General features: G+C 59.3%; 16 protein-coding genes and 3 pseudogenes. 10 read left to right on the top strand and 9 right to left on the bottom strand.

From position 1 onward, the window contains the following. Positions 1–71 precede the first annotated feature (71 nt). Complete coding sequence (locus tag IB265_RS19110; protein ID WP_113133904.1) at positions 72–641, bottom strand: pyridoxamine 5'-phosphate oxidase family protein; 570 nt, start codon at positions 639–641, stop codon at positions 72–74. A 35-nt stretch (positions 642–676) separates the two neighbouring features. Further along, positions 677–1,648, bottom strand: coding sequence for an MBL fold metallo-hydrolase (locus IB265_RS19105; protein WP_192495027.1), 972 nt, complete (start codon positions 1,646–1,648; stop codon positions 677–679). Between the two features lie 137 nt (positions 1,649–1,785). Between IB265_RS19105 and IB265_RS19100 the strand changes: the two genes are divergently transcribed. Both IB265_RS19100 and IB265_RS19095 read left to right on the top strand, forming a co-directional pair. Then, positions 1,786–2,682 (top strand): LysR family transcriptional regulator, encoded by an 897-nt coding sequence (locus IB265_RS19100; RefSeq protein WP_057248377.1) that lies wholly within the window; start codon positions 1,786–1,788, stop codon positions 2,680–2,682. Positions 2,683–2,933: 251 nt separating this feature from the next. Then, complete coding sequence (locus IB265_RS19095; RefSeq protein WP_192495026.1) at positions 2,934–3,443, top strand: nucleoside kinase; 510 nt, start codon at positions 2,934–2,936, stop codon at positions 3,441–3,443. 428 nt (positions 3,444–3,871) lie between these two features. On the opposite strand, the gene IB265_RS19090 is transcribed toward IB265_RS19095, so the two are convergent. From IB265_RS19090 to IB265_RS19080, 3 genes are all read right to left on the bottom strand, one after another. Then, the gene (locus IB265_RS19090) at positions 3,872–4,849 is read right to left on the bottom strand and encodes a threonine/serine dehydratase (RefSeq protein ID WP_192495025.1); all 978 of its coding nucleotides are present in this window, start codon (positions 4,847–4,849) and stop codon (positions 3,872–3,874) included. Continuing rightward, a complete protein-coding gene (locus IB265_RS19085) occupies positions 4,849–5,841 on the bottom strand; it encodes an ornithine cyclodeaminase family protein (protein ID WP_192495024.1) in 993 nt (330 codons plus the stop codon). The genes IB265_RS19090 and IB265_RS19085 overlap by 1 nt, the downstream gene beginning before the upstream one ends. 467 nt (positions 5,842–6,308) lie before the next feature. Beyond that, complete coding sequence (locus IB265_RS19080) at positions 6,309–7,208, bottom strand: LysR family transcriptional regulator (RefSeq protein WP_112996352.1); 900 nt, start codon at positions 7,206–7,208, stop codon at positions 6,309–6,311. Between the two features lie 114 nt (positions 7,209–7,322). On the opposite strand from IB265_RS19080, the gene IB265_RS19075 reads away from it, so the two are divergent. Genes IB265_RS19075 through IB265_RS19060 form a run of 4 tightly spaced genes read left to right on the top strand, consistent with a single transcriptional unit; the run spans position 7,323 to position 11,055 of the window. Beyond that, complete coding sequence (locus tag IB265_RS19075) at positions 7,323–8,405, top strand: 4-oxalomesaconate tautomerase (protein ID WP_192495023.1); 1,083 nt, start codon at positions 7,323–7,325, stop codon at positions 8,403–8,405. A gap of 45 nt (positions 8,406–8,450) precedes the next feature. Next, entirely contained in the window at positions 8,451–9,452 is a 1,002-nt protein-coding gene (locus tag IB265_RS19070) for an ABC transporter substrate-binding protein (RefSeq protein WP_192495022.1), read from the top strand. 12 nt (positions 9,453–9,464) lie between these two features. Further along, the gene (locus IB265_RS19065) at positions 9,465–10,295 is read left to right on the top strand and encodes an ABC transporter ATP-binding protein (protein ID WP_112996349.1); all 831 of its coding nucleotides are present in this window, start codon (positions 9,465–9,467) and stop codon (positions 10,293–10,295) included. Beyond that, the gene (locus IB265_RS19060; RefSeq protein ID WP_057248371.1) at positions 10,279–11,055 is read left to right on the top strand and encodes an ABC transporter permease; all 777 of its coding nucleotides are present in this window, start codon (positions 10,279–10,281) and stop codon (positions 11,053–11,055) included. The genes IB265_RS19065 and IB265_RS19060 overlap by 17 nt, the downstream gene beginning before the upstream one ends. 225 nt (positions 11,056–11,280) lie before the next feature. On the opposite strand, the pseudogene IB265_RS36800 reads toward IB265_RS19060, so the two are convergent. From IB265_RS36800 to IB265_RS19050, 3 genes and pseudogenes are all read right to left on the bottom strand, one after another. Next, a pseudogene (locus IB265_RS36800) lies at positions 11,281–11,602 on the bottom strand (c-type cytochrome); the annotation flags it as partial. 99 nt (positions 11,603–11,701) lie between these two features. Further along, positions 11,702–11,907 (bottom strand): annotated as a pseudogene (locus IB265_RS19055) (transposase); the annotation flags it as partial. 72 nt (positions 11,908–11,979) lie between these two features. Next, positions 11,980–13,755: an adenylate/guanylate cyclase domain-containing protein gene (locus IB265_RS19050; RefSeq protein WP_057248370.1), complete on the bottom strand. Its 1,776-nt coding sequence runs from the start codon at positions 13,753–13,755 to the stop codon at positions 11,980–11,982. Between the two features lie 799 nt (positions 13,756–14,554). Between IB265_RS19050 and IB265_RS19045 the strand changes: the two genes are divergently transcribed. Together IB265_RS19045 and IB265_RS19040 are read left to right on the top strand one after the other, a co-directional pair. Further along, on the top strand, positions 14,555–14,911 hold the full coding sequence (locus IB265_RS19045) for a helix-turn-helix transcriptional regulator (RefSeq protein ID WP_192495021.1): 357 nt from the start codon (positions 14,555–14,557) through the stop codon (positions 14,909–14,911). After that, a complete protein-coding gene (locus IB265_RS19040; RefSeq protein ID WP_192495020.1) occupies positions 14,895–15,398 on the top strand; it encodes an SRPBCC family protein in 504 nt (167 codons plus the stop codon). The genes IB265_RS19045 and IB265_RS19040 overlap by 17 nt, the downstream gene beginning before the upstream one ends. Before the next feature lie 232 nt (positions 15,399–15,630). Here the strand turns inward: IB265_RS19040 and IB265_RS19035 are convergent, their stop codons facing one another. Continuing rightward, positions 15,631–19,779: a PAS domain-containing protein gene (locus tag IB265_RS19035; protein ID WP_192495019.1), complete on the bottom strand. Its 4,149-nt coding sequence runs from the start codon at positions 19,777–19,779 to the stop codon at positions 15,631–15,633. A gap of 602 nt (positions 19,780–20,381) precedes the next feature. Between IB265_RS19035 and IB265_RS19030 the strand changes: the two genes are divergently transcribed. Further along, positions 20,382–23,387 carry a PAS domain-containing protein gene (locus IB265_RS19030; RefSeq protein ID WP_192495018.1) on the top strand — a complete coding sequence of 1,002 codons (3,006 nt, stop codon included), beginning with the start codon at positions 20,382–20,384 and terminating at the stop codon, positions 23,385–23,387. Then, a pseudogene (locus IB265_RS36795) lies at positions 23,384–24,016 on the top strand (response regulator transcription factor); the annotation flags it as partial. The gene IB265_RS19030 and the pseudogene IB265_RS36795, both read left to right, overlap by 4 nt. Between the last annotated feature and the right edge of the window lie 5 nt (positions 24,017–24,021).

Raw genomic sequence — 24,021 nt, 5'->3', positions numbered from 1 at the left:
GCCTTGAGGGGGCATGACCATCCGGCTGGTCAATGGCCTGGAAGCCTTTACTGAGGAAAAACAACATCTGGTTACTCCAATCGCCAACGCTCCAGCTCAGCCAGAGTGAAGCGCGGCGTAATGTGCTGCGGGCAGTTCCAGTCGAACGCCTCCACCGCGATGAGGACGAGACGCTCCACCCGAGCGGGATAGTCGGGTACGGTCAGCTTTTTCGCCAGCACCGGATCGTCTTCTGCATCGATGACGCGCATGTGACCATAGATTTTCAGGCGCCGCCGGTGCGCGTAGTCCATCAGAAACAGTGAGACGCGGTCATTGGCGCTGACATTGCCTGTCGTGATGTATTGCCGGTTACCGCGAAAATCCGCAAAGCCCAGCATCGATGCGTCAACCGTGGTGAGAAAGCCCGCAGGCCCACCACGGTACTGGACGTAGGGCCAGCCGGTCTCCGAGACACTGGCAAGATAAAAACCGTCGCGCGCGCCGATGAAGGCCGTTTCTGCCGGACCGAGGCGCTGGCTCTGCGCAGTTTCGTCTGCGTGAGCGCGCGCGATCCGCGCCCACTGCTCCGCGCTGCCATAGTGCTCCTGTGCGGCCGCTACGGAGGGCGTCGTGGCGATACTGAGATATCTGCTGCTCATTCCGTTCCTAACTTTCTAGAGCGCCGGAGCTAACTTCAATCCTGCAAGGCCCAGTCCGCCACCTCCCAGCGCATCTGCCCACGGTCGGCGACGACACGGCCGAGCCCTGGGAAGGGCATGTGCGTGGCGGCGATGAGTGCGCCTTCCGAAGCGGCGCGAGGGAAAAAGCGGTCGCGCATTGCCTTGGCCGCTACACGGTCCTGCTCGAACAGGAAGAACACGTCGGTCGCCCCCGGATGCACGACCGGAAAGATCATGTCCGAGACCATGATGAGGCTCTTCCCGTCATCCTCGACCCGCACGCCGATATGGCCGGGTGTATGGCCGGTCAGGTCGACAATTGAGACGCCGCGCACAATTTCGCGTTCTCCGTCAATCGCCTGGAGTTTCGGGTAGAGGCGCACCACCTCCTCCGCCATCTTAAAGCTGGTTTGCAGATAGTCGGGCGCGCCGCTGCGCTTGGCCGGGTCGGTCCAATGGGTGACGTCGCGACGATCGATGTAGAGCTCCGCCTTTGGGTAGTTGTTCTTGCCTCCGGCGATCAGACCGCCCATGTGGTCCTGATGCATATGCGTTACGATCACCGCGTCGATCTGGTCAAGCTGCAGGCCAAGCGCACCGAGCGCCTGCGGCAGTTTGCCGGTCTGCCCGATCGAGCCCGCTGCACCGGCATCGATCAGGATGCGGCGCTCGCCATCATCGATGAGATACTGGTTGAAGAGGAACCGCACCCCACTCGGCCGGGCGGTGAACTGAGCGACTGCCGCCTGCTCCACCTCGGCCGGAGCGCGTCCCGGAAAATAGTCGAAGGGCATATCGGCGTACCCGTCTGTCAGCGCCGTCACCGTGAAGCGACCGATGCGGATCTGCGCCAGCGGCGTAATGCTGACCGGCGTTTTGGCGGTATTCTGCGCGGCGGCAGGGGCCGGTGCGCCACTGATCAGTCCTCCCCCAAGGAGGCCGAGAGGAAGAGCGCTGGCAAAGGCACGACGTGAAAGTTGAGGCATGACGTCTTTCTCCTGATCATTGGCAATACGGGGAGCCGGCCGGCGTCCCCTGGATCGACGCAAAAGCTAGGATATCCGAAACCAATAGGGTATCCTGCCATTTCAGGAACTTTCCTCTCAGTTTCCGGAAGGATACGATGGATCGGTTTGAAGCGATGTCGGTGCTGCTGGCGGTGGTGGACGCCGGCAGCCTCTCGGCTGGATCGCGGCGATTGCATGCACCGCTCGCCACGGTCAGCCGCAGGGTCGCGGATCTTGAAAAACACCTTGGCGTGCGCCTGGTCCTGCGCACCCGCCGCGGCCTCTCCTTGACGGATGAGGGGCGCAGCTTCGTCGCCGCGTCACGTCGTATTCTGGAGGAACTGGACGCGGCAGAGCGGCAGGCCAGCGGCGACTATGGCGCGCTGCGTGGAGGGCTGCACGTGACCGCACCGATTGCCTTCGGCGAGCGCCATCTGCTGCCAATAGCTCTGGAGTTCCTGAAGGAGCAACCCGATATCAACCTGCGTCTGACCCTCGCCGATCGGCAGCTAAGTCTGGCAGACGAGCACGTCGATGTGGCCCTGCGGATCGGACACTTGGCGGACAGCGCGCTTATCGCAACGCGCGTCGGCGCCGTCCGACGGGTGATCTGCGCGAGCCCCGACTATCTTGCCCGCCGAGGCGTTCCGCTTCAGCCGGAAGACCTCAGCCACCATGACGGCATAAGCTTTCAGGGCTTTGCGACCGCGCCGGAATGGCGCTACCGCCGGGACGGCGCGGCCTTTGCCATCGAGCCGCGCCCCAAATTCGCGGTCAATACGACGGAGGCTGCCATTCAGGCTGCAATAGCCGGTATCGGCATTATCCGCGTGCTGTCTTACCAGATCTCCGATCAGTTGCGCTCCGGCGCTCTGCACGAATTGCTGACGGACTTTGCACCGGAACCGCTACCTGTGAACGTTATCCATGGACCAGCCGATCCCCTGCCGCTGAAGGTGCGGTGCTTCCTCGACTGGATCGTCCCAAGCCTACGCGCGCAGCTGGCTTACTAGCGTCCCGCTTCAGGCGCACCACCGTTGATGGCAGTGAGGCGTACCGGTGCGAATGCTGCAAGATGCGGCTGTCCTTCCCTAAGCGCCTAACATGTCTATGCTCCGCAGCGCATCCTCAATATCTCCTTCGGCCAAGGTTAGGCCGCTTGGAAAACGTATGTGAGCGGTGAGAGGGGCCGTCATTTCTTTGGCGAAGCGTTCCCAGGTAGGGTGTCTTTTCGCCAGATCGAAGTCCACGATAAGCGGCGACTATGGGAATCAAGAACTATCTGATCGAAGGCGGTTCCGGCACTGGGAAAACGTCTGTCGCTACCGAACTGGAGCGGCGGGGCCACCATGTCGTCCATGGTGATCGGGTCTTGGCCTATGTCGGCGACCCCGAGACGGGCCAGGCACTCGCAGGACCACCCGAAGGCGCGGACCGCATTGTTTGGGGATACGCCCACTGGATCTGGCGCGTCGACAAGGTCCGCGCTATTGCTGCCGACACCACCCATCCCGCCACCTTCTTCTGTGGCGGCTCGCGCAATTTCCACAAATTCCTGGACCTTTTCGACAAGGTTTTCGTGCTCGATATAGACGTTGAGACCTTGAACCGACGATTGGATGGGCGGCCAAATGAGCCGGGCTTCGAGCCGGCCGAGCGGACGCTGGTGCTCCGTTACCATCATACCCGGGAATATCTTCCCATCGGCATCAATATCGACACGACGGGTACCGTCCCAAGTGTCGTCGACGATATCCTCGCTCAACTCACCTGATGCCCTGAAAGTATTGAGAATGGGACGGAAAGCACTCGATTATTGCGGGAACGCTAGCCGCCTGAACGGCTCACAGGCGGCATTATCGCTTTCGTGGTCGACCGGCAGCTCTCAGAACGAGAAACCGGGTGTCTTAACGACCGACAAGGGGACGCAAAGCGGAAACCATTTCCACTTTGGGGCCGGTTGCGGATTGGCGGGTTCTGGGAGCCGACCTTCCCGCGTCTTGGGCGAGCCTTAACTTTTGGCCCGAAGACGACCTTTAGCTTCGCTGCTCTCGACGGCGGTAGCGGGTGGAGAGCGGTCGTCGCCAAGCGGATCCCCGTATGACGTGTTCGGGCCGCATTTCGGACGGGCGGATTCCTGGCGATGAGGATCGCAAAAGGTTAACTGCGGCCGGGTGGTGAACTGACCGAAAGTGGAACTGATTACCCCGCTACATTGTATATCTCGGCAAGGTCGCGTAAATCCCAATTCCCGCCAGACAACACCGCGCAGACTTTTTCATCGGGCTTGACGTCTATGCTGCCCGCCAACAGTGCTCCGACGCCAATCGAGGCAGCTGGTTCAGCGATCAATTTCGCATCCTTGGCAAGAGCACGCATCCCGGCGATGATGTGCTCGTCTTCAACAAGAACAATCTCGTCCACATACTTTTCGATAATCGGATAGGGGTTTTGACCCGGAACGCTTATCCTCAAGCCATCCGCAATTGTGTTCTTCAAGGGAAGCGATGTGCGCTCCTTGTTTATCCGGCTGTGAAAATACTTCGGTGTCAAGGCAGGCTCTGCCCCGATAACGCGCACCGATGGTTTCGTTTCTTTGATGGCGGTAGCGATACCCGAGATTAGCCCGCCGCCGCCTATGGGAACGATGACCGTATCTACATCGTCCAGGTCCTGCAGTATTTCACACCCGATCGTTCCCTGACCGGCCATCACGATGGGGTCCTCAAAAGCGTGAACAGCCGCGTATTTGTTTTCTGCAGCGATCTCATACACCCTTTTCCATCTGGCGGCGGTGTCGCCATCGAAAAGAATGACTTCTGCCCCGAGGGCCTTTGTGTTTTCGATCTTGATTTTGGGCGTGGTGACCGGAAGGACCAATATCGCTTTTACGTCCAGCATCCTGGCGGCATAAGCAAGCCCTTGGGCATGATTGCCCGACGACGTCGCGATAATGCCGTTTGCGATCTCTTCTCTCGAGAGCGAGAGAGCCTTGTTCAGGGCGCCGCGGATCTTGAAGGCGCCAGTAATCTGCAGGGTTTCCGGTTTGAGATATAGCTCACAACCAGCGGCCTTCTCAATTTTGTCCGCGCGCAAGAGCGGCGTGTGCCTGATGTGCGGTTTCAGCCGTTCCTGAGCTTCACGGATGTCCTGAATGGTGGGATAGCTGCGCATGGTCATTACTCAAAAAACTGAAAGAAGTTGCCGACGTTTCTGGCTATTGCATTCTGATAGATTTTGCTGGCTGTCGCATTGTCTTGCATGGCCATCCCCGTGGAATCGAAAACCGTGATTTCGTCATCACTTTCTCGTCCCGGCTTCCATCCCAACAATACCTCGCCGATTTCGCCATGGATGTTGTCTTTGGTGATGATGTTTTTATTCAACGGGTGCCAGGTCTCGCCCTTTTCTGTGCATTGCGAGATCGAGTCGACGATGATTTTCGCGTTCCTGAAGAGCTCCGGATCCAGCTCCTGTTTGCCGCGTTGATCTGTGCCGATTGCAACGATGTGTGTACCGGGCTTTACCCAATCCGCTTCCACAAGCGACCCTTTCCCCCGGGTCGTCGTGATCAAGACATCGGCCTGCTCAACGGCTTCTTTTTTTGAATTTGCTACAATTACAGGAATGCTGAACTCGCTTTCGATATCGGTCTTGTATTTGGAAAGCGTATCCTGGGTGCTGTCCCAGGCGAGGATCTCTTCGATCTTCATGATCTCGTTGATGGCCCGGATTTGCATCCTCGCTTGATTACCTGTGCCGATCGACGCGATCGTCCTGGCGTTCTTTCTCGCCAGTGCTTTGACGGAGACGGCTCCCGCCGCCCCCGTTCTGAGGCCAGTGATCAAGCTTCCATCCATGATGCAAATCAACGCACAGCTCCTGGCATCAAACAGGAGAATAGTGCCCATGCTATTCGGCACGCCGTGTTCTGCCAGATTGTTGGTGAACCCTCCAGAGTGCGCTTTCATAGAGATGATTTCATTGACTTTGTGATAGCCAAGCTTGAAGTCGATTTCCCCACGGAGAGAGGGGAGATGTATCCCGATATAGTCAGGCTGTTCCACCTGATCGCTACTGAAGGCCTTGTAAGCCTCTTCCACCGCGCCGATGACTTCCGTCATGCCGATTAGCCGCCTTACTTCATCCTTCTTAAGCAGCAGCGTTTTCATGCATGACCTCTCTATTTTTGGCTTCATGGGATGCATCGGCACAGCCCACCCTGTACCGCAATCACCATAGTGGGAGAGCGGGGAGACGAGTGGCCGCATTCGCCGTGACCTGAAGCAGATTGTTTTGTATCGCATAGGGGCTTTGGCAGAGAGTTGCGGCAGGCGTCTGGCCGCGCTTGGGCGTCAGCGCGTAGGCTTCGCCACGCACGACAAGGATAAGTTCAAAGGCTAGACGGCGCTTGCAGGGAACGGCGCCAGAAACGGATAGGCGAACGTAACCGCTTTCCACAACGCATTGCAGCCTTTCCGCATCGCGTACAGAATTGGCCGCTTGGGGTCGAATTGCGTCAGAGCGCTTCTTCGCGCTCCGAATCCAGGCGAGTCCCATTATGTGCTGGAACGATCAAGGTACTCCACGACTGCGGTGCACGACTGCGGTGTTCACCTAAGCCGCAAGGGGCTCGCCTTCAATTACTGCCCCATACGCCCATCAGCATCTTGAGAAACCTTTCCGCGGCCGGAGACAGGATGCCGCCCCGACGGCGGACCACCCCGATGGTACGCGATATCGCGGGATCGCCAATGGGGCGTGTGATCAAGAATGGATGGTCACCCTGCGGGGTCGCCATGCGCGGCAGGACCGAAATTCCGAGACCGGCCTCCACCAGACCGAGGGAGGTGGACAGATGGGTCACCTCGTAAAACCAACGCAGCTTGATATTCGATTTTGCCAGTGCTGCGTCGAGCAAGGTTCGGTTGCCGCTAGATCGATGAACGGTAATCAGATGGTAAGGCTCGAGGTCTGCCCAGCCGACCGAGGGTTTGGCGGCAAGAGGGTGATCCTTGCGCGCTGCCAGCACGAAAGGATCTTCCACGAGCCGGTCAAAGATCAAGTCCGGATCCGATGTGCCTATGATATTGATGCCGAACTCCACCTCGCCGCGTGCCACGGCCTGGAGGCCGTCGGTCGCCGGCAGGTCGAGGATGCGAAAGCGGATGTTGGGATATTCCTCGTTGAACTGGCGAATGACGGTGGGCAGAAAGTAAAATGCTGCGGTTGGGAGGCAGGCGATCGTCACCAATCCGCCTCGATTGGTACCAACGTCGCGTACGGCGAACAAGGAGCCGTCGAATTCCTCCAACATGCGTCGGACAAGAGGAATTAGTTCTGCCCCGAGGGCCGTCGCCGACACATGCCTCGTCGTTCGCTCCAGGAGCGGTGCTCCGATCGCCTGCTCCAGCTTCTGGATCCGTCGGCTCAACGCCGGCTGCGACAGGTGCAGCGCATCGGCGGCGCGATGAAAGCTCTCCAGCTCTACCACGGTCAGAAAGGCTCGAAGATCAAGGATCTCGCAATTAATGTTCATCTTGCATCAATTTCCCGATTCTTAGCATTTCACAAATCAACCGTACTTCCGATAATTGGATCAAATAGGCCGGATTGATACGGCGATGACATAATTCCAATGGAAGCACAAGCGATGAACGACCTACTGGCGATCCCTTGCGTCCTGATGAGAGGCGGCACTTCAAAAGGTCCGTTCTTCCTGGCAAACGATCTTCCCGCGGAGGCGAGCGAGCGGGACAAGATCCTGCTGTCCGTCATGGGTTCGGGTCACCCGTTGCAGATCGATGGCATCGGCGGCGGCAACCCGGTGACGAGCAAAGTGGCCATCGTCGGACCTGCCACCATCCCCGGTGCGGACGTGGATTACCTCTTTGCGCAGGTGCGGGTCGACCAACAGCTCGTCGACACGTCACCGAACTGCGGCAACATGCTTGCTGCGGTTGGCCCTTTCGCCATCGAGGCGGGTCTCGTTCCGGCCCGAGGCGAAACGACGCTCGTCCGGATCCATAACGTCAATACCGGCAAGATGATCGAAGCCGACGTTCCCACGCCGAATGGCAACGTCTCCTATCTCGGCGAAGCGGCGATCGACGGTGTACCGGGCAGCGCAGCGCCGATCGCCCTGACCTTCATGGACGCAGCCGGCGCGCGTACCGGACAGCTTTTCCCCACCGGTAAGCCGATCGATTGCATCGACGGTGTGGCTGTCACATGCATCGATTGCGCCATGCCGATGATGTTGATCGAGGCAGGCGCGGTCGGCGCAACAGGCTTCGAGTCAGCGGCTGAACTCAATGCTGATAAGGAATTGCTAGAAAGGCTGGAAAAGCTGCGCATCGCTGCCGGAGAACGGATGGGCCTTGGCGACGTGCGGAACCAGGTGACCCCGAAGCCGGTGCTCATTTCCCGGCCAACGTCGGGAGGCGACATCAGCGTACGGTATTTCATGCCGCACCAATGTCATCCTTCGCTGGCGACGACTGGGGCCGTGGGGATTGCCACCGCCTCCATAAATGAAGGCACCGTTGCTTCCCTTCTCGTCGGCACGCGCAAAGCGCCGGTGGTGTTGTCGATTGAACACCCGAGCGGCCACCTGGACGTCAAACTTCATGAAAGGGACGGCAAGGTCGTTGCCGGCATCCTTCGCACCGCCCGCCGGCTGTTCGAAGGACACGTCTTCGCAAAACCTGTCTCGCAACTGGGTTGCGCGGCATAATGATCGTGGCCGCCGGGAGGGCGCCACCAACAGGAGGAGAATACCATGCGCAAGCTCATGCTCGCCCTCGCGGCAACCGTCGCCTTTGCCGGTTCCGCGTTCGCGGATCCCGTCCGCATCAGCGTCGGTTCTTATAATCTCAACAATCTTCCCTTTCCGGTTGCACAGGGTCTCGGCCTTTATGAGAAGGAGGGCCTGGAGGTGACGGTAGAGAACTTTGCGTCGGGCGGCTCGAAGACGCTCCAGGCGCTCGTTGCCGGCTCGACGGATATCGCCGTCGGCTTCTACGACCACACCATCCAGATGCAATCTCAGAAGAAGGCCGTCGTGGCCTTTGTGCAGCTCGCCCGCAATTCCGGGCTGGTGCTGGCTGGTGGCAAGGACAGCACGTTCGACCCGGCAAAGCCGGAAACGATCAAGGGCGCGAAAATCGGGATCACTTCGCCGGGCTCGTCTTCCGATTTCTTCGTCCGCTACTACCTGCAGCGCAACGGCTTGTCCGCGGACGACGTCTCGCTGATCGGCGTCGGCTCCGGGTCTGCCGCCGTGGCGGGCCTTGAACAGGGCAAGGTCGACCTCCTCGTCAACTACGATCCGGCAGCGACCTTCATCGAGGCCAAGGGCGTCGGCAAGATCCTGATCGACGGGCGCAGCGACGACGGTGCCAAGGCGATCTATGGCGGGATTTACCCAACCTCCGTCCTCTATGCCACGCAGAGCTATATCGATGAAAATCCGGAGACCATCCAGAAGGTCACGAATGCGACGGTCAAAGCGCTCGAGTGGATGAATAACCACTCCGCGGAAGAGATCGTCGACAAGCTGCCGAAGGAATTCATCTCCGGCGATCGTGACACCTACGTCAAGGCGGTCGAGAACGCGAAGGCGATCTTTTCAAAGGACGGCCGTATCAACGAGGAGGATATCAAGACTCCGCTCGCCGTCCTGAAGAGCTTCAACGAAAAAGTCGCCGCTGCCGAAATCGACCTTACGAAAACCTACACCAACGAGTTCGTCGGCAAGGTCCCGAACGTCGCCGCCAACTGACAGGAGGAGGTCATGGCATTGGCCGTAGTGAATACCGCACCCCCGACGGACAGACCCCATCAAGCAAAGCCGATGGTTTCCATCGACTCGGTCACCATGTCCTTCGGTGCCTACGTGGCCGTGCAGGATGTGAACCTGAGTGTTTCCGATGGCGAGTTTCTCGCCATCGTCGGACCTACCGGATGCGGCAAGAGCACCATACTCAATGCGATTGCCGGCCTGTTGAAACCTGCGAGTGGCACTGTATCAATTGATGGTCAGCCGGTGCGCGGGGTCCAGAACGACATCGGTTATCTGTTCCAGCAGGATGCGTTGCTTCCATGGAAGACCGCGATCGAGAACGTGGAACTCGGTCCCATGTTCAAGGGTATCGGCGCTGCCGAACGTCGCGAGCAATCGATGAGATGGCTGGCGAAAGTCGGACTGAAAGGGTTCGAACATCGCTATCCGCATCAGCTTTCCGGCGGTCAACGCAAGCGCGTGCAGATGGCGCAGGCGCTGATAACTGGCCCCAAGGTCATCCTGATGGACGAGCCCTTCTCGGCGCTCGACATCCATACCCGCCACCTGATGCAGAATGAGCTATTGCGGCTTTGGCAAGAGGAGCGGCGTGCCGTGGTGATGATCACACACGACCTGGAGGAGGCCATTGCTCTCGGCGATCGGGTCGTGGTGCTTGCCGCCGGACCACGCTCGCGCGTGATCGACAGCTTCCCGGTCGATCTCGAACGCCCGCGCGATGTCGCCGAAATCAAGCTCGATCCGCGCTTTATGGATCTTTATCGCAACATCTGGTCGTCGCTGCGCGGTGAAGTGGAGAAAAGCTATGAACGCCATGACTGAACGTTTAATCCAGGCCGTGCTGCTGGTGACGGTTGTGGGCGGCTGGCAACTGGGTGTCGAAGCAGGCGTGATCGACGTCTTTTTCTTCCCTGCGCCTTTCGACATCATGAAACAGATCGTGGCCTGGATCATCGATCCAGGCTTCTATAAGCACGTTTCGATCACGCTCACAGAGACGGTGCTCGGATACGTGATCGGTACCGCCCTCGGCGTGGCGGCCGGCGTCTGGCTGGGGCTTAGCCGCGGTGCCTATCGCATCCTCGACCCCTTCATAAAGGCGCTGAACGCCATCCCCCGCGTGGTGCTCGCTCCGATCTTCGTGCTTTGGCTCGGCTTGGGGCTCTGGTCGAAAGTGGCGTTGTCGGTGACGTTGGTTTTCTTCATCACCTTCTTCAACGCCATGCAGGGCGTGAGGGAAGTCAACCCGGTGGTACTGGCGAATGCCCGGATTCTCGGGGCCAAGCGCTCAAGCCTGCTGACCCACGTCTATTTCCCGGCGGCGGCCAGTTGGATTCTGTCTTCGTTGCGCACTTCGGTCGGCTTTGCCGTCGTCGGGGCGATTATCGGCGAGTATCTCGGCTCCTCCGCCGGCCTTGGTTATCTGATCGCTCAGGCCGAAGGCAACTTCGACGCGGTCGGCGTCTTCGCCGGCATCATCATCCTCGCTGTGTTCGTGTTGATCATCGACCGCATCCTCGACATCGCCGAGGCCCGGCTGATCAAGTGGAGCCCTCACTCGACCGAGAGCCAGGCCACCTGACGGGCGGCGACGGCGCCGGGCGGCAATGATGTCGGCCGGCGACCAAGGCGACAACGGAACTGAGGCTAACGGGGCGCTGTTGCCGCGAGCCTAACTTTCACTCCAACGACCTCGGAAAATTCGTATTCTTGAGGGCCGATCAGGTCGAACGACCGAACCACGTTCAGGGGCGACTGTCCGTTTGTGCGGCTTTCAGTCGAGCGACAAGCATTGCTTTGAATCCGGCTATTTCTGGGCGGTTGCTGCGGTCTCCCCCGGCGACGGTCGAGACCTTGTCCCCAGGTTTGAACGGCCCTTGCTGACCGGAGCCAGGTTTTGCAGGAACGCCGCAATCGCCTTAGCGTCATCCTCGGTGAGTTCCGCGAAAGCATGCCAGGGCATGATCGGCGCAAGGATGCGGCCATCCGGCGGTTCGCCGGTCTGAATCGCCTTGACGATGTGCCCTGCTGTTCCAGGTGCCGATGCCGGTCTCCTTGTCGGGCGGGATGTTGCGCCGAACAAAGACACCTTCACCCGGAATCTCGAAACCCACATCCGAGCCGCCGAGAACCTCGCCAGTGCTCTGCATTATCCGGTTGGGAGACGCGGCTTGGGCGGCCTGGGAGATCCTAACTGAAGTGCAACACGCCGGTTTTAGGGTAGGGGTTCAGCCTCCCTCTTGCAAATGTGCCCGAAACACTTCGGCCGGTGTTCTGAGTCGAGGCACTTTCTCGGCTGGTCGTTGAGATGGCGAGCAAGCTGGATGAGCTTGCGTTGCGACACGCCTGCAAGGTCGGTATCGCCTGGCATGAACCGGCGGATGCGCTTGTTGGTGTTTTCCACCGCACCCTTCTGCCACGGCGCGCTGGGGTCGGGGATAGCGATGCTCGTCCGGCATCCGCCTGATGATTTCGTCGGTGCTTTTGTGCTGGCAGTACGACGCGATTATTCTTCGATACGACGCTTCTCTCCCGGGGGAAGCCCATGCTCGATCAACCTGTCGAGGTAGTCGCAGTAAGGACTGCCTTCATAGAATGGGTGGGCCGCCTCTCGGACGTATTCCGCATTCAGGTTTGGAAACTTCTTCAAAGCGTCAGAGATCCAGATCTTTACTTCATCGGTATTGCCCGCCCTGAGGGCGAGCAACGCTGCCCCAATGAATGGATAATAGGTTGTGCGTTCGAAGGACGCGCCTTCCCGTAGATGCATCCGGGCCGTTGAGAGGTCATCGGGCTCGCCCCTCAGCATTAAGCCAATACCGAGTAGTGTCTTGAACGCAAACGTAGATGGATCGTGAGGACTGAGATCGATGGCATTTTGTGCGGCCCTAATCGTCGTATCGGCGTCCCTGAGCCGCACAGCTGCCATTCCATGTGCGAAGTGAAGAAACGCGTAGTTGGGATTTAATGCAAGGCCCTGTTCAGCGACAGGCATGGCCTCAGCCGCTCGCCCGTCCACCGTAAGAAGGAGCGACATCATCGCGTACGCGATATCGCTCCGCCTGTCGATTTTTAATGCCTTCGTGGCGAACGATAATCCTTCCTTGACAGCGACAGGCACGTCTGCGGCACGCCCCCAAAGGACGAGTGCGTATCGGTGACGAGCTAAATAGGCGTAGGGAAGTGCGAAATTCGGATCGTGTTCGAGAGCTTGTCGAAGGAATTTCTCGGCAGTGGCTTGAGAACCTGCTTCGAAGGAAAGCAATTCAGCAAGGCCGCGGTGACAAAGTTCCCAAGCAGTAAGGTTGTCGGTCGATTTGGCGAGGGCGAGGCCCCTTTCGTGCGCTCCCAGTTCTGGTTCGATGCCCGCGATAATTCGGCGCGTTATCTCATCCTGCACATCAAAAAAATCGGCGATCGGACGATCCCACCGCTCGGCCCAGATGTGTGCTCCGGACAGCGCGTCGATTAGCTGTACAGTAATCCTCAACCGATCACCTGACCGCCGAACCGATCCTTCCACGACATAGCGCACACCAAGTTCTCGGGCGATCTGGCGTACGTCCTTAGCTGTTCCCTTGTAGGCGAAAGTCGAGTTGCGAGCGATCACGAACAACCATCGAAAGCGACCTAGTTCCGTGATGACGTCTTCGACCAGTCCGTCGACAAAGAAGTCCTGATCGGGGGTGGCAGAAAAATTTTGAAATGGGAGAACCGCGATCGAAGCACGTTCCTGCCCAGAGAGCCGAACCGGGCTCGGCGCCGTGCCGTCCACCTCGACCTGCCACACGTCAATTGGTTCGGGGATGTTCTTAACGGACTGCGGCCCGAGCCGCGTCATCCCAGCCTCTATCTTGCCTTGCACATGATCGTAGATTGCACGAGATATGCAGATGCCTCCGGCGGGTGCGATGGTTTCCAAACGCGCAGTGATGTTGACGCAGTCGCCGAGGATGTCGTCCCCATCGATCACCACGTCTCCCAGATGAATACCGATCCGGAAACGCAGACGTCGGTCTTCCCCTTGAGGAGACTCGCGCGAGATCAAGTTGCGCTGCATTAGAAGAGCCGCTCTTACCGCCAACACTGGCGATGAGAAATCGACTAGGAGCCCGTCGCCCATGGTTTTGACGATGCGGCCACCGCCTTCCATAATCGCCGGGTCAATCACGCAGGTTCGCGCGTCGCGCAGCCGCGAAATGGTGCCTTCCTCGTCCGCCGCCATGAGACGAGAATAGCCGACCAAATCGGCAGCCATTACTGTGGTAAGGCGACGTTCCATGCTTGCCCCTCCGCCAAGAAAATACAGTATCGCCTGACAAGCAAATGCGAAAGCGCTCCTGAACCGCGCCAATTAGTTGTCGGTTTTAGAACTAATGTCCATCCGGTAGAAAGCCGCTCCCGACTTGTGACCTGAGTCGTTGCAACTCCATTCGCTCGCCAGCGATCCAACGCTGCGGGCGACCGGTACTCTCGATATTGGGGTTTGAGACGTCATGATCGGCCGCCGAGATCGATGAAATCCCCGGCTTTGGGGTGTCGGATAGCGTTAGAAACAAGGCCGCGCCGCGAGACAAAGGGGTTGATAGGCTATGCATTGCGCCCTTGTTGTAAAGCACCCCGATGTCAGCGATCGGCTGCCGAGATATCGTGGTGACGGCTCGCCACTTGGTTGAGCGTGGCACCGGTCCCGATGAACGTTACCGGAGCCCGCTAGGCAGGGTCGAGCGTTCGACTTGGTTCAAGGCGAGGGATAGGAGACATCCGTCTGCCGGCTTCCGGTCGTCGAGTGGAGAGTTCGCGTTGCTATCCCTGATCTGAACGCCCGGGGAGCGTCAAGGAGCTGATACTTGGCCAGTGTGATCCGAGCGTCGCAATTGGAGCCGTTAGTTGGCGGACTGCTTTCGGGGAGCAGGCGCTGAAAGCTGACATTCGTTCATCAGCGACTCGAATGTCCGCTTGGCCCGCTGCAGACAATTTTTGCTTCCGGCGCCTATGCATGACCTCGAATGACCGGTCTACGGCAGGGAAAGTTTGGGACGCTTGCGCTTCCTGCGCGAGCACGCTAATCACTGAACTATATGGTTCAGTATGTAAGTCCTCCCCTCGATCTCTCTTTCGCGGCGCTGTCCGATGCGACCCGCCGCGGGATCATCGATCAGCTTGGGCAAGGGGACGCGTCGATCACCAGTCTCGCGGATAAGTTCCAGATGACACTGACCGGCATGAAGAAGCACATCCAGGTTCTCGAGCGGGCGGGGCTCGTCGTCACGCAGAAGGTCGGACGGGTGAGAACCTGCAAACTTGGGAAACGCGGCCTCAAGGCGGAGGCCGAGTGGATCGAGGCGCATCGCAAGCTCTTCGAGGCCCGCTTCGAAGCATTGGACGAAATCATCAGCGAAATGAAAAAGGAGGGAAGCGATGAATCAGCAAGTTAACAGTCCAGGTGGTGAGCAGAACCGCATGTCAGTCGAGCGCAGAGGGGATCGCGAACTCGTCGTAACGCGGACATTCAATGCGCCGGCGAGTACGGTTTACAGGGCGTGGAGCCAGCCCGAGCTGTTCCAGCGCTGGTGGGTGCCAAAATCGGCATCCGGCGTTTCGCTCGTATCGTGCGATATGGACGTCCGTACCGGCGGCAAATACCGGCTGGTATTCGGCGTCGGTGGTTCGGACACCATGGCCTTCTACGGCAAGTATCTCGAGGTGGTGCAAAACGAGCGCATCGTCTGGACCAACGACGAGGGCGAAGAGGGCGCGGTCACGACCGTGACTTTCGAGGACCAGGGCGGAAAGACGCTGCTGACGTTTTACGAAGTCTATCCGTCCGCGGAGGCGCTTGAGGAAGCACTGCAGGGCTCGGCGGCCGCATTGCCGGAACAGCTGGAGCAGCTCGACGAATTGCTTTCCAGCAAAGGCGAATAAAGTTGGTCGGAAATTCATCTCGGGAGGCGTCTGCTCTTGGCAAGTGGCTCCGCCGGCCCTTCCGGCCGGAGTGAAGGCCTGTCAGCGGCGGGGGCCGAAAGGAGACGGACTGCCTTTGGAGTGCACGCGATGAAAGTTGACCTGCGCTGGCTGAAGGGCATGCGACGCTAACGGCAGTCGGAGATGAAGACTAACAGCGTGATTTTTTGCACGCAGCCTTGTGAGGCAATCGTCATGTCGTTGGGTTGGTTTCGATCGGCAATGTGAAAACAAACGTCGATCCATGGGGTTCGTTTTTTTCTGCCCACAGACGTCCGCCGTGAGACTCGACGATCGAACGGCAGATCGCCAACCCCATGCCCATGCCGTCGTTCTTCGTGGTGAAGAACGGTTCGAAAATCCTGTCGGGGTTTTGGACCCCAGCGCCCCAATCGCTGACAGCGATGCGGATCATGTCATCGATACGCGTCGCATGCAGGCTGACCATCCGCAGATCCGCAGTGGATGCCATCGCCTCTATGCCGTTTCGGATTAGGTTGACCAGTATCTGTTGAAGCTGGACGCGATCCATGGCGACCGGAGACAGGTCACCTTCGACATCGACCTGTATGCGGACGCGGCGCCGCATGGCTTCCTCGGCCATAAGGCTGCGCACTTCGGCAATGACTCTGTCCACCGTTGTGCTCATCCCAGGTTCAACCGACCTAGTGAACAATGCACGGATGCGGCTCACGACGTCTGCGGCGGCGTTTGCATCGCGAGTAATGCGTTCCACCGTCCTTTGCGCTCGCTCAAGGTTTGGCGGATCAGCAGATAGCCAGCGTTGGCACGCATGCGAATTTGTCACGATCGCTGCCAACGGCTGGTTCACCTCATGGGCGATCGAGGCGGAAAGTTCGGCAAGGCTAGCGGCTTGAGACGCACGCGCGAGACCGTCGCGCGCAGCCCGCAAATCTTCCTGGGCCCGAACTTCGCTGTCTATGTCGATGCAAATGACGTTCCACCGGACGACCAGCCCCTCTGCGTCCCTCATGGGCGCTGCTCGGGTTTCCACCCAGCGATACTCTCCGTCCGACCGACGAAGTCGATGCTTCTGCGCATAGGGCGTGCCGGTCGACAAGGCATGGCCGCAGCTCTCATGGACCTGAGGTATATCGTCGGGATGGACGGCAGCACCAAGCGCGCCCGACGGCCTTGCTTCGCCCGAGGCGTCCGGCGCTTCCAACTTGTACCCCAGATACTCGCGAAGCTGTTCGCTGCGGTAGACAGGATCACCGTTCGGGTCGGTGCATTCGACCATCGCAGGCAAGGTTTCAATGAGCTGTCGAAGCGAGCGCTCACGCTCGCGCAAGACCTGTTCTACACGGAGCTGATCGTCGATGTCGTGACAAATGCCGAACCATTGCAGGATCTGACCGGTGGCGTCCCGCAAGGGGGCGCCGCGGCCCGACATCCAGCGATAGACGCCATCGGCGCGGCGTAGCCGGTAGTTTAAGGAGAAGCTCTCGCCAGTGACGAAAGCCTCTCTAAGCGTGGCATCCATCTTCGCTGCGTCATCCGGGTGAAGCGCGGCCGTTATGGCAGCGGCGAGAACGCTGCCGGTCCCCTGATAGTCTTTCACGTCGTGGCCCAGGAATTCAATCAGGCTCTTGCTGAAGAAGACCGGTTCCCCATCCGTGTTTAACCGCCAGAGTGGGCTGGGCACCATATCGACCAGCTGCGAGAGTTCGCGTTCCCGATCGAATAGCCGTTGTTGGACGCGCACTTCGTCGTCGACATCGATGGCAACGGCATACCACTGCACGATCGTCCCGCTTTGATCGCGCAATGGCTCGCAGCGTCCATCCACCCAGCGGTATGCGCCGTCGGCGCGCAGCATGCGATATCTGTTGGAGAATGGTTCACCGGTGGAGAAGCCGTGCGTGGCGTTCTCACGCACGGAGGCAATATCGTCTGGATGGACGACAGAACGCATCATCGCGCCCGCGCGGGGCATGCCCGGCTTGTTCACGTCGATGGCATCGAATCCGAGGAAGTCCACCAACCGCTTGTTCAGAAAGCTCAGTTCTCCGCTGGCGGTCTGGCGGGCGATGAAGGCCGGCACCATGTCTACGAGCAGGGACAGCTCGCGCTCGCGATCGTGCAATGCGTTTTGAGCCCGCATCTGATCGTCGATATCAAGCGAAACGCCATACCACTCCTCGATCTCTCCTTCATGATTGCGACGAGGTTCGACCCGGCATTCCACCCAGCGATATCCGCTTTCAATTTCAAGCCAACGAAAGCGCAACGTCGCGCTACTGCCGGTCTCGAAACATCTTTGCAGCGTGTCCCCGACGGCCGAAGCGTCGTCCGGATGGATCAGCTTCTGAAGCAGACTTTCGATACTCTGCTCCCCGTGCGCTTCGAAGCTTGCGACAACCGAGCGGAAACGGTCTCGGAACTGTTTGTTGAAGTAGACTGAGCCGGTCGATGGCGTCGCGCTCCAGATGCGGACCGGCACTGCGTCGATCATCAGTTGAAGCTGCCTCTGACTACGGCGCAATGCGTCCTCGGCGTGGGTCAGATCATCGATGTCATGGCAAATGCCGTACCACTGAACGATCCGCCCTGATTGATCCCGCATTGGCTCTGCCCGGCTCGACATCCAGCGAAAGACGCCATCGGCCCGGCGCAGGCGATACCGCATAGCAAAGTCTTCACCGGTTTCGAGGCAATGTCGAAGCAGGTCGACGAATGCACCTGCCTCGGCGGGATGCACGGAGGCTTCGACCATGGCTGCCAGTCGGGTTTTTCCCGGTTTGTCCGTGTCACAAATGTCCAAGCCGAGAAAGTCGACCATGCGTTTGTTGAAGAAGGTCGGCTCGCCATCGGGGGTCAAGCGCCAAACGTGACTTGGCACCATGTTCACAAGGTGCAGCAGCTCCTGCTCCCGTTCGCGCAGTGCTGCCTGCGCGCTTACTGCGTCTTCGATGTCGACGGAAACGCCATACCATTGCAAGATCGTTCCGGCCTCGTCACGCATGGGCGCAGCCCGGCTCTCGACCCATCGATGGGGACCATTTGCGCGCCGCTGACGATATCTGCCCGCAAAGGTCGTGCCCGCCTCGAAGGCGCGTTTCAGCGCCTCATCGGTGGCAGTGCGGTCATCCGGGTGAATGTCCGTCAAGGATCGTCTTCCGTTGGCCGCAACCAGATCCGTCAGCGCCAGCCCGGTCGTGTCGGTGGCCCACTTGTTGAGGTAGCTCGGCGTTCCGTCAGGCGTGGCGCTCCAAATGAGAGCCGGAACGGCGTCGATCAAGCGTTGCAGCCGGAGTTCGCTTTGACGAGCGGTGGCGAGTGCCAGTTGGTGCTGCCTGGAAATGGCTGCGACGACAAGCGCCGAGAATGCGGAAATGACGAGGAAGAGCTGCAGCATGACCTGCTGTTGCCTTTGCGATCCGGCATCACCGATAAACTGGCTGTCTCCGGATATCGTGAGCGCCATCGTAATCAGCGTCAGGAGCGTCAAGGCGACGGCGGCACCTCGGAATTCGAAACGTGCGGAGGCCCAAAGCAGAAACGGCAAAATGATATATGGAGAGGGGAAGAAGCGAGCACTCAAGGAAAGGGCGGCAACGCCCAGGAAGATGAGGCAGAGAACGGCAGCCTCCGTCCAGCGTTCGACAGATGGATTTGACCCTCCGCGCCAGGAGCGGACGAGGACTAGCACCAATGGTGCTACCAGCAAGATGCCTGTCGCATCTCCAATCCAGAACAGTGGCCACACGGACGCGAATGTCTGGGATTTCACGCCGAACCAGGCAAGGGTTGCGCTCCCGACGGTCGCGCTTGCGAGTGGTGCTACTCCCGCCCCCAATATGACGAAAGCCAGGACCTGCTGGAGGGTTTCCAGTCGGACGGGGCGACCTATGGCGCTGCTTACGAGCATCGCACCCACGGAAGCGCAGAGCGCGTTGCCGACGAAGATCAAAAATCCTGCGGGAATTGGGCTGTGAAACCAGACAAGCTGGGCAAACATCTCGGCAAGGCAACCGCTGACGATCCACCATGGCCAACTGTAGGGAGAGGTGAGGATGAGTGTCGCCATAAATACGCCGCCGGGAGGCCAGATCGAGACGGTGATGCCCGGGACGATAGCGAGCACATTCGCGAATCCGCAGCCCAGCACGTAGGCTGCGAAGAACGCGACCAGATGCAACAGCTGTGGGCGGCTTGATCGAAACTGCCGCCACTGTGAAGCAGGCCCGAGGGACGGTCGGTCGGTGGGCGCGCGCGGCAACGCGCTCGCCGCGGGCCCTGGCGACGTTCGCTCGCGCCCCTGAATAGGCTGGCTGACTGTCTCTGAATGGCTGTCGCCAACTCTAGAAGCTGATTCCATCGGCTGCTCCGATCGGACAGAGAAAGCCTGGGCGCAGTAGGCCCTACCAAGGCAGTATAAACGCATTCGGATGGGACGAACCATTCACCCGTTTCCCTTGATTCTATCGCAATCACAGCCATGCCGCAGCCTATGGAAGTCCATGATGCCTGCGGGGATTGTCAGCGCTCTGCCCTGCGGTTTCACGCAGAACCTCGACCGAGCGCTTCGAGACGTCGCGGCGATCGGCAGGTGCGCCGGTCGATCGGAACCATGCCTTACGGGTGGTGACAAGGCTATCTTGACGAAGGCTGGCTCATCTGCCGGTCTCGCGACGAGACGATAGTCCCGTTTGTGCCGAAGCAACCATCTATCGGCCTGGCTGCAGTGCATTAGGGAACCGTCTTGCCGTCCAGGTCGAGCTGCCAGACGAGGCCGAGAGTTACTCTTCGCCTATGCGGAGGTACAGCTTAGAATACACGGCGAGTTGTCATAGATTTCCATAGGATGCAGGGGAGACGCGGCGAGAATAGGATGGGCGGCTAGTTCGCGCAGTCCGGATATCGAGAACGACTGCTATGCAGAGCGCTGATAGTGGCTTCCTCGTCCTGCAGGAGAAGGCAATGACGAAAGCGTTCGACACACCTGACGAAATCGGGCTGGAAGCAATGCAGGCGGTGCGGATCATCGAAAGTGTGGTCGGCAACGCTTGGGCTGCGAACCCGGCCGGTGAGATCGTTTGCGTCAGCCCTGCGGTGCTGTCGCGGCTGGCCCTGACGCTTGAGGAGTTCAGCTCACAGTCGGATGGTGGTCCTCTCGGCTGGAGGAGAATGATCCATCCGGACGATTACGGACGGTCAATGGCGCTCTGGCACTGGTGCCTTGAATCGGGCGAGCACTTCAATATCGAGCATCGAACTCTGCGCAAAAGCGGCGCTTACGGTTGGAGCCGCACGTCTGCTCAGCCCTTGCGCGATGGTGATGATCGTATCCTTGGCTGGTACGGCGCCATAATCGACATCGAAACGTCTGACGCGGCCACTCGTTTTGCCGATACGGCGGAGGCGGCCGTACAGGAATTGCCAAGCTCATTGAGCGCAATTCACCCCGACGATCGAACTGCAGCGGCGCATGCGGCCGCGCGTGCGTTCTGGACGGGTGTTCCCCAGGTCACGAGGCACAGACAGCGACAGCCCGACGGCAAGTATAGGTGGACGGAAACCCGTGCCGAGCCGGGGTACAGCGTCAGCGTCGACATCGACGAGTTGGTGACGGATCGCGAGCCTCGTATGGTTACGGCGTCCGATACCGCTGGTGAGCCAGAACCATTGCGGTCTGCGAGAGCTGTCGAGAGCATATTCGGCAACGGCTGGGCTTTCGATGCGCGCGGACGCTGGATTTACCTGCATCCATTTGCGCAGAACTCGCTCGGCGTCACTGCGGAACAACTGAACGTTTCCGTTGACGAAGGTCACACGGCCTGGAAGCAATTGCTGCATCCGGACGATTACGAGCGGACCGCAGCGGCATGGAATCGTTGCCTCGAAACGGGAGATGACTTCAACGTCGAGTTTCGCTTCCGCCGCGTATCTGGAAGTTATGTCTGGGCCAGGACTGCCGCCCGGGCCGCCCGCGACGCCCGAGGCCGCATCGTGGGCTGGTTCGGCATCGCGCTCGACATCGATGTTTACAAGAAGACCGTTGAGGCGTTGCGTGGCCGAGAGCTCGAACTCTCGCAGCTTGTCGACATGGTCCCGGTTCACATCCGCCGACTGGGGCCCAACGGCGAACCGACCTTTTTCAACAAGCGCCTGCTTGATTTCTATGGGTGGAAAGATCTCGCACAGTTGGAAACACCGGCTGGCAGCCGGCTGGCGACGGCGATGGAAATGCTCGTGCATCCGGACGACTCCGCGCGCCTCCTGGAAGCGGTCCGCCATTCCGTTGCGACAGGCGAATCTTACGGAATGAAGTACCGCTTGCGCCGCTCGGACGGCGTCTACCGTTGGGTCGACGGGCGTGCGGCGCCGCTGATCGACCCGGAGGGGGGGATTGCAAATTGGTATGCGATCTCGATCGACATCGATGATGAGATGCGTGCACAGAACGCGTTGCGCGACCGCGAAAGAGAACTCCTACAGCTCGTCGATATCGTTCCCAGCCTGCTTTGGCGCCTGAACCGTCAGGGCGAGCCAACATTTTTCAATAAGCGGCTGATGTGCTTTCTGGGTCTGGATGCAGCGAGTTCCGATCAGCCGGACCCGCGCCGGCTGGCGGCCATCTTCAGAGGAGCCGTCCACCCGGACGATGCATCCGGTCTTGAGGACGCACTGAACCGATCTATCGCCACCGGCGAAAACTTCTCGAAAAGGTTTCGGCTGCGCCGCTCGGATGACGTCTATCGCTGGGTTGAAAGCAATGCAGAACCCCTGCGCGACGACAGTGGAAAGATCGTGCAATGGTACGGGCTGTCACATGATATCGACGATCAATTGCGGGTCGAGGAAGCGCTGCGCGAACGCGAGCGATCGCTTTGGCAACTGGTCGAGACATTGCCGGCGATGATCGACTGCGCCGCGCCAAACGGCGAGCCGGTCTATCGCAGCCAGCAGTTGCGGGAATTTCTCGGGTATAATCTTGAAGATCTGGACGGAACCGGGAAGTCTCGGCTGGACGCAACGCTTGATGCAGGGGTGCATCCCGACGATGTTGCAGGGGTCAAGGAGAAGTATGCGCATTCCCTGGCCACGGGTGAACCTTATGCGCGCAAACACCGTCTGCGGCGGTTTGACGGCGAGTATCGGTGGGTCGAGACCAGAGCGGCTGCCATGCGCAATCTGGAGGGCGCCATCATCCAGTGGAACGTGATTTGCCTTGATATCGATGGCGAGGTTCAGGCGCAGGACGAATTGCGTCTTGCGCAAGAGAGGCTTTCCAGAGCCAGCCAGTCGGCGAGCCTGGCTGAGCTTTCCGCATCAATTGCCCATGAGGTGAACCAACCATTGGCAGCGATCGTGGCCAACTCCAACGCCTGTCACCGTTGGCTGCTGGCCGAACCACCCAATCTCGATCGGGCAAAGATCACAGCCGAACGCATCATCCGTGACGCCAACTCTGCGGCGGAGGTCGTCAGCCGCATCCGCGCCCTGTTCAGACAGCGCGTCGAGCCGCAGAGTAATACCGATCTTGTGAACGTGATTGCCGAAGCAGTTCATCTCATCACAGAGGAGGCCATGCGCCGTCGCGTCCGGGTCGAGCTCGATATCGAGCGAGCCCTCCCGAATGTTGTCGTCGACCAGGTGCAGATCCAGCAGGTTCTGGTGAACCTCATTCGTAACGGTATGGACGCGATGGACGCCGCTGTTCGCGACCGCGTTGTTAGCGTCAGGGTCCATCGCGTTGGTGATTTTGTTGCGACCGAGGTCAGTGACCGTGGCATGGGTGTCGCGTTTCCTGAACGAATTTTCGAAGCCTTCTTTACGACGAAAGTGAATGGAATGGGGATGGGCCTGGCAATTTGTCGTTCGATCATTGAGTCGCACGGGGGGCGACTGTGGGTGCAAAATAATGAACCGAGTGGCGCAATCTTCACGTTTACGTTGCCGATTGAAGTGGAAGCGGCGGCATGACGAACGACGAATACACAGTTTTCATCGTCGATGACGACAATCGGATCCGCGAGGCTCTGTGCGAGCTTTTGGCCTCACACGGTATCCAGTCGATCGCCTTCGGTTCGGCCGGAGACTATGTCAATTCAGAGAAACCAGACACGCCAGCCTGCCTGCTGTTGGATATCGAGTTGCCGGACATCAACGGTCTGGATCTTCAAAGTGAAATAGCGACAGGGGAACATCCACCGATCGTATTCATAACCGGTCACGGAGATATCCGTTCGTCGGTGCGCGCCATAAAGGATGGCGCGGTGGACTTTTTGACCAAACCGTTTACCGACGCGGATTTGATGGCCGCCATTCACACGGCCATTGCCCAAGACGAGAAAAGACGAGCCGAGCGCGCAGAGTTCGCAAAGCTGAGGCGGCGCTATCTCGACCTGACACCGCGCGAACGCGAGGTGCTGCCGCTGGTCATAAGCGGGCTACTCAACAAGCAGGCGGCCGCGGAACTCGGCATCAGCGAGGTGACCCTGCAGATCCACCGGCGAAATGTGATGCAAAAGATGAAGGCGGGTTCTTTTGCCGACTTGGTCCGGATCGCGGAACGTTTGAAGATCCCCATCACGCATGCCCGCAAGACCGGCGTGAA

Source organism: Ensifer sp. ENS10, from assembly GCF_014852025.1.
Taxonomy (GTDB): Bacteria; Pseudomonadota; Alphaproteobacteria; order Rhizobiales; family Rhizobiaceae; genus Ensifer.
This window is presented reverse-complemented; position numbering and strand designations above follow the sequence as displayed.

Coding starts and splice junctions, on each gene's coding strand:
- IB265_RS19060 (WP_057248371.1), top strand. CDS start 10,279: ATGAACGCCATGACTGAACGTTTAATCCAGGCCGTGCTGCTGGTGACG.
- IB265_RS19075 (WP_192495023.1), top strand. CDS start 7,323: ATGAACGACCTACTGGCGATCCCTTGCGTCCTGATGAGAGGCGGCACT.
- IB265_RS19045 (WP_192495021.1), top strand. CDS start 14,555: ATGGTTCAGTATGTAAGTCCTCCCCTCGATCTCTCTTTCGCGGCGCTG.
- IB265_RS19100 (WP_057248377.1), top strand. CDS start 1,786: ATGGATCGGTTTGAAGCGATGTCGGTGCTGCTGGCGGTGGTGGACGCC.
- IB265_RS19070 (WP_192495022.1), top strand. CDS start 8,451: ATGCGCAAGCTCATGCTCGCCCTCGCGGCAACCGTCGCCTTTGCCGGT.
- IB265_RS19050 (WP_057248370.1), bottom strand. CDS start 13,755: ATGGAACGTCGCCTTACCACAGTAATGGCTGCCGATTTGGTCGGCTAT.
- IB265_RS19090 (WP_192495025.1), bottom strand. CDS start 4,849: ATGACCATGCGCAGCTATCCCACCATTCAGGACATCCGTGAAGCTCAG.
- IB265_RS19035 (WP_192495019.1), bottom strand. CDS start 19,779: ATGGAATCAGCTTCTAGAGTTGGCGACAGCCATTCAGAGACAGTCAGC.
- IB265_RS19065 (WP_112996349.1), top strand. CDS start 9,465: ATGGCATTGGCCGTAGTGAATACCGCACCCCCGACGGACAGACCCCAT.
- IB265_RS19110 (WP_113133904.1), bottom strand. CDS start 641: ATGAGCAGCAGATATCTCAGTATCGCCACGACGCCCTCCGTAGCGGCC.
- IB265_RS19030 (WP_192495018.1), top strand. CDS start 20,382: ATGACGAAAGCGTTCGACACACCTGACGAAATCGGGCTGGAAGCAATG.
- IB265_RS19095 (WP_192495026.1), top strand. CDS start 2,934: ATGGGAATCAAGAACTATCTGATCGAAGGCGGTTCCGGCACTGGGAAA.
- IB265_RS19080 (WP_112996352.1), bottom strand. CDS start 7,208: ATGAACATTAATTGCGAGATCCTTGATCTTCGAGCCTTTCTGACCGTG.
- IB265_RS19105 (WP_192495027.1), bottom strand. CDS start 1,648: ATGCCTCAACTTTCACGTCGTGCCTTTGCCAGCGCTCTTCCTCTCGGC.
- IB265_RS19085 (WP_192495024.1), bottom strand. CDS start 5,841: ATGAAAACGCTGCTGCTTAAGAAGGATGAAGTAAGGCGGCTAATCGGC.
- IB265_RS19040 (WP_192495020.1), top strand. CDS start 14,895: ATGAATCAGCAAGTTAACAGTCCAGGTGGTGAGCAGAACCGCATGTCA.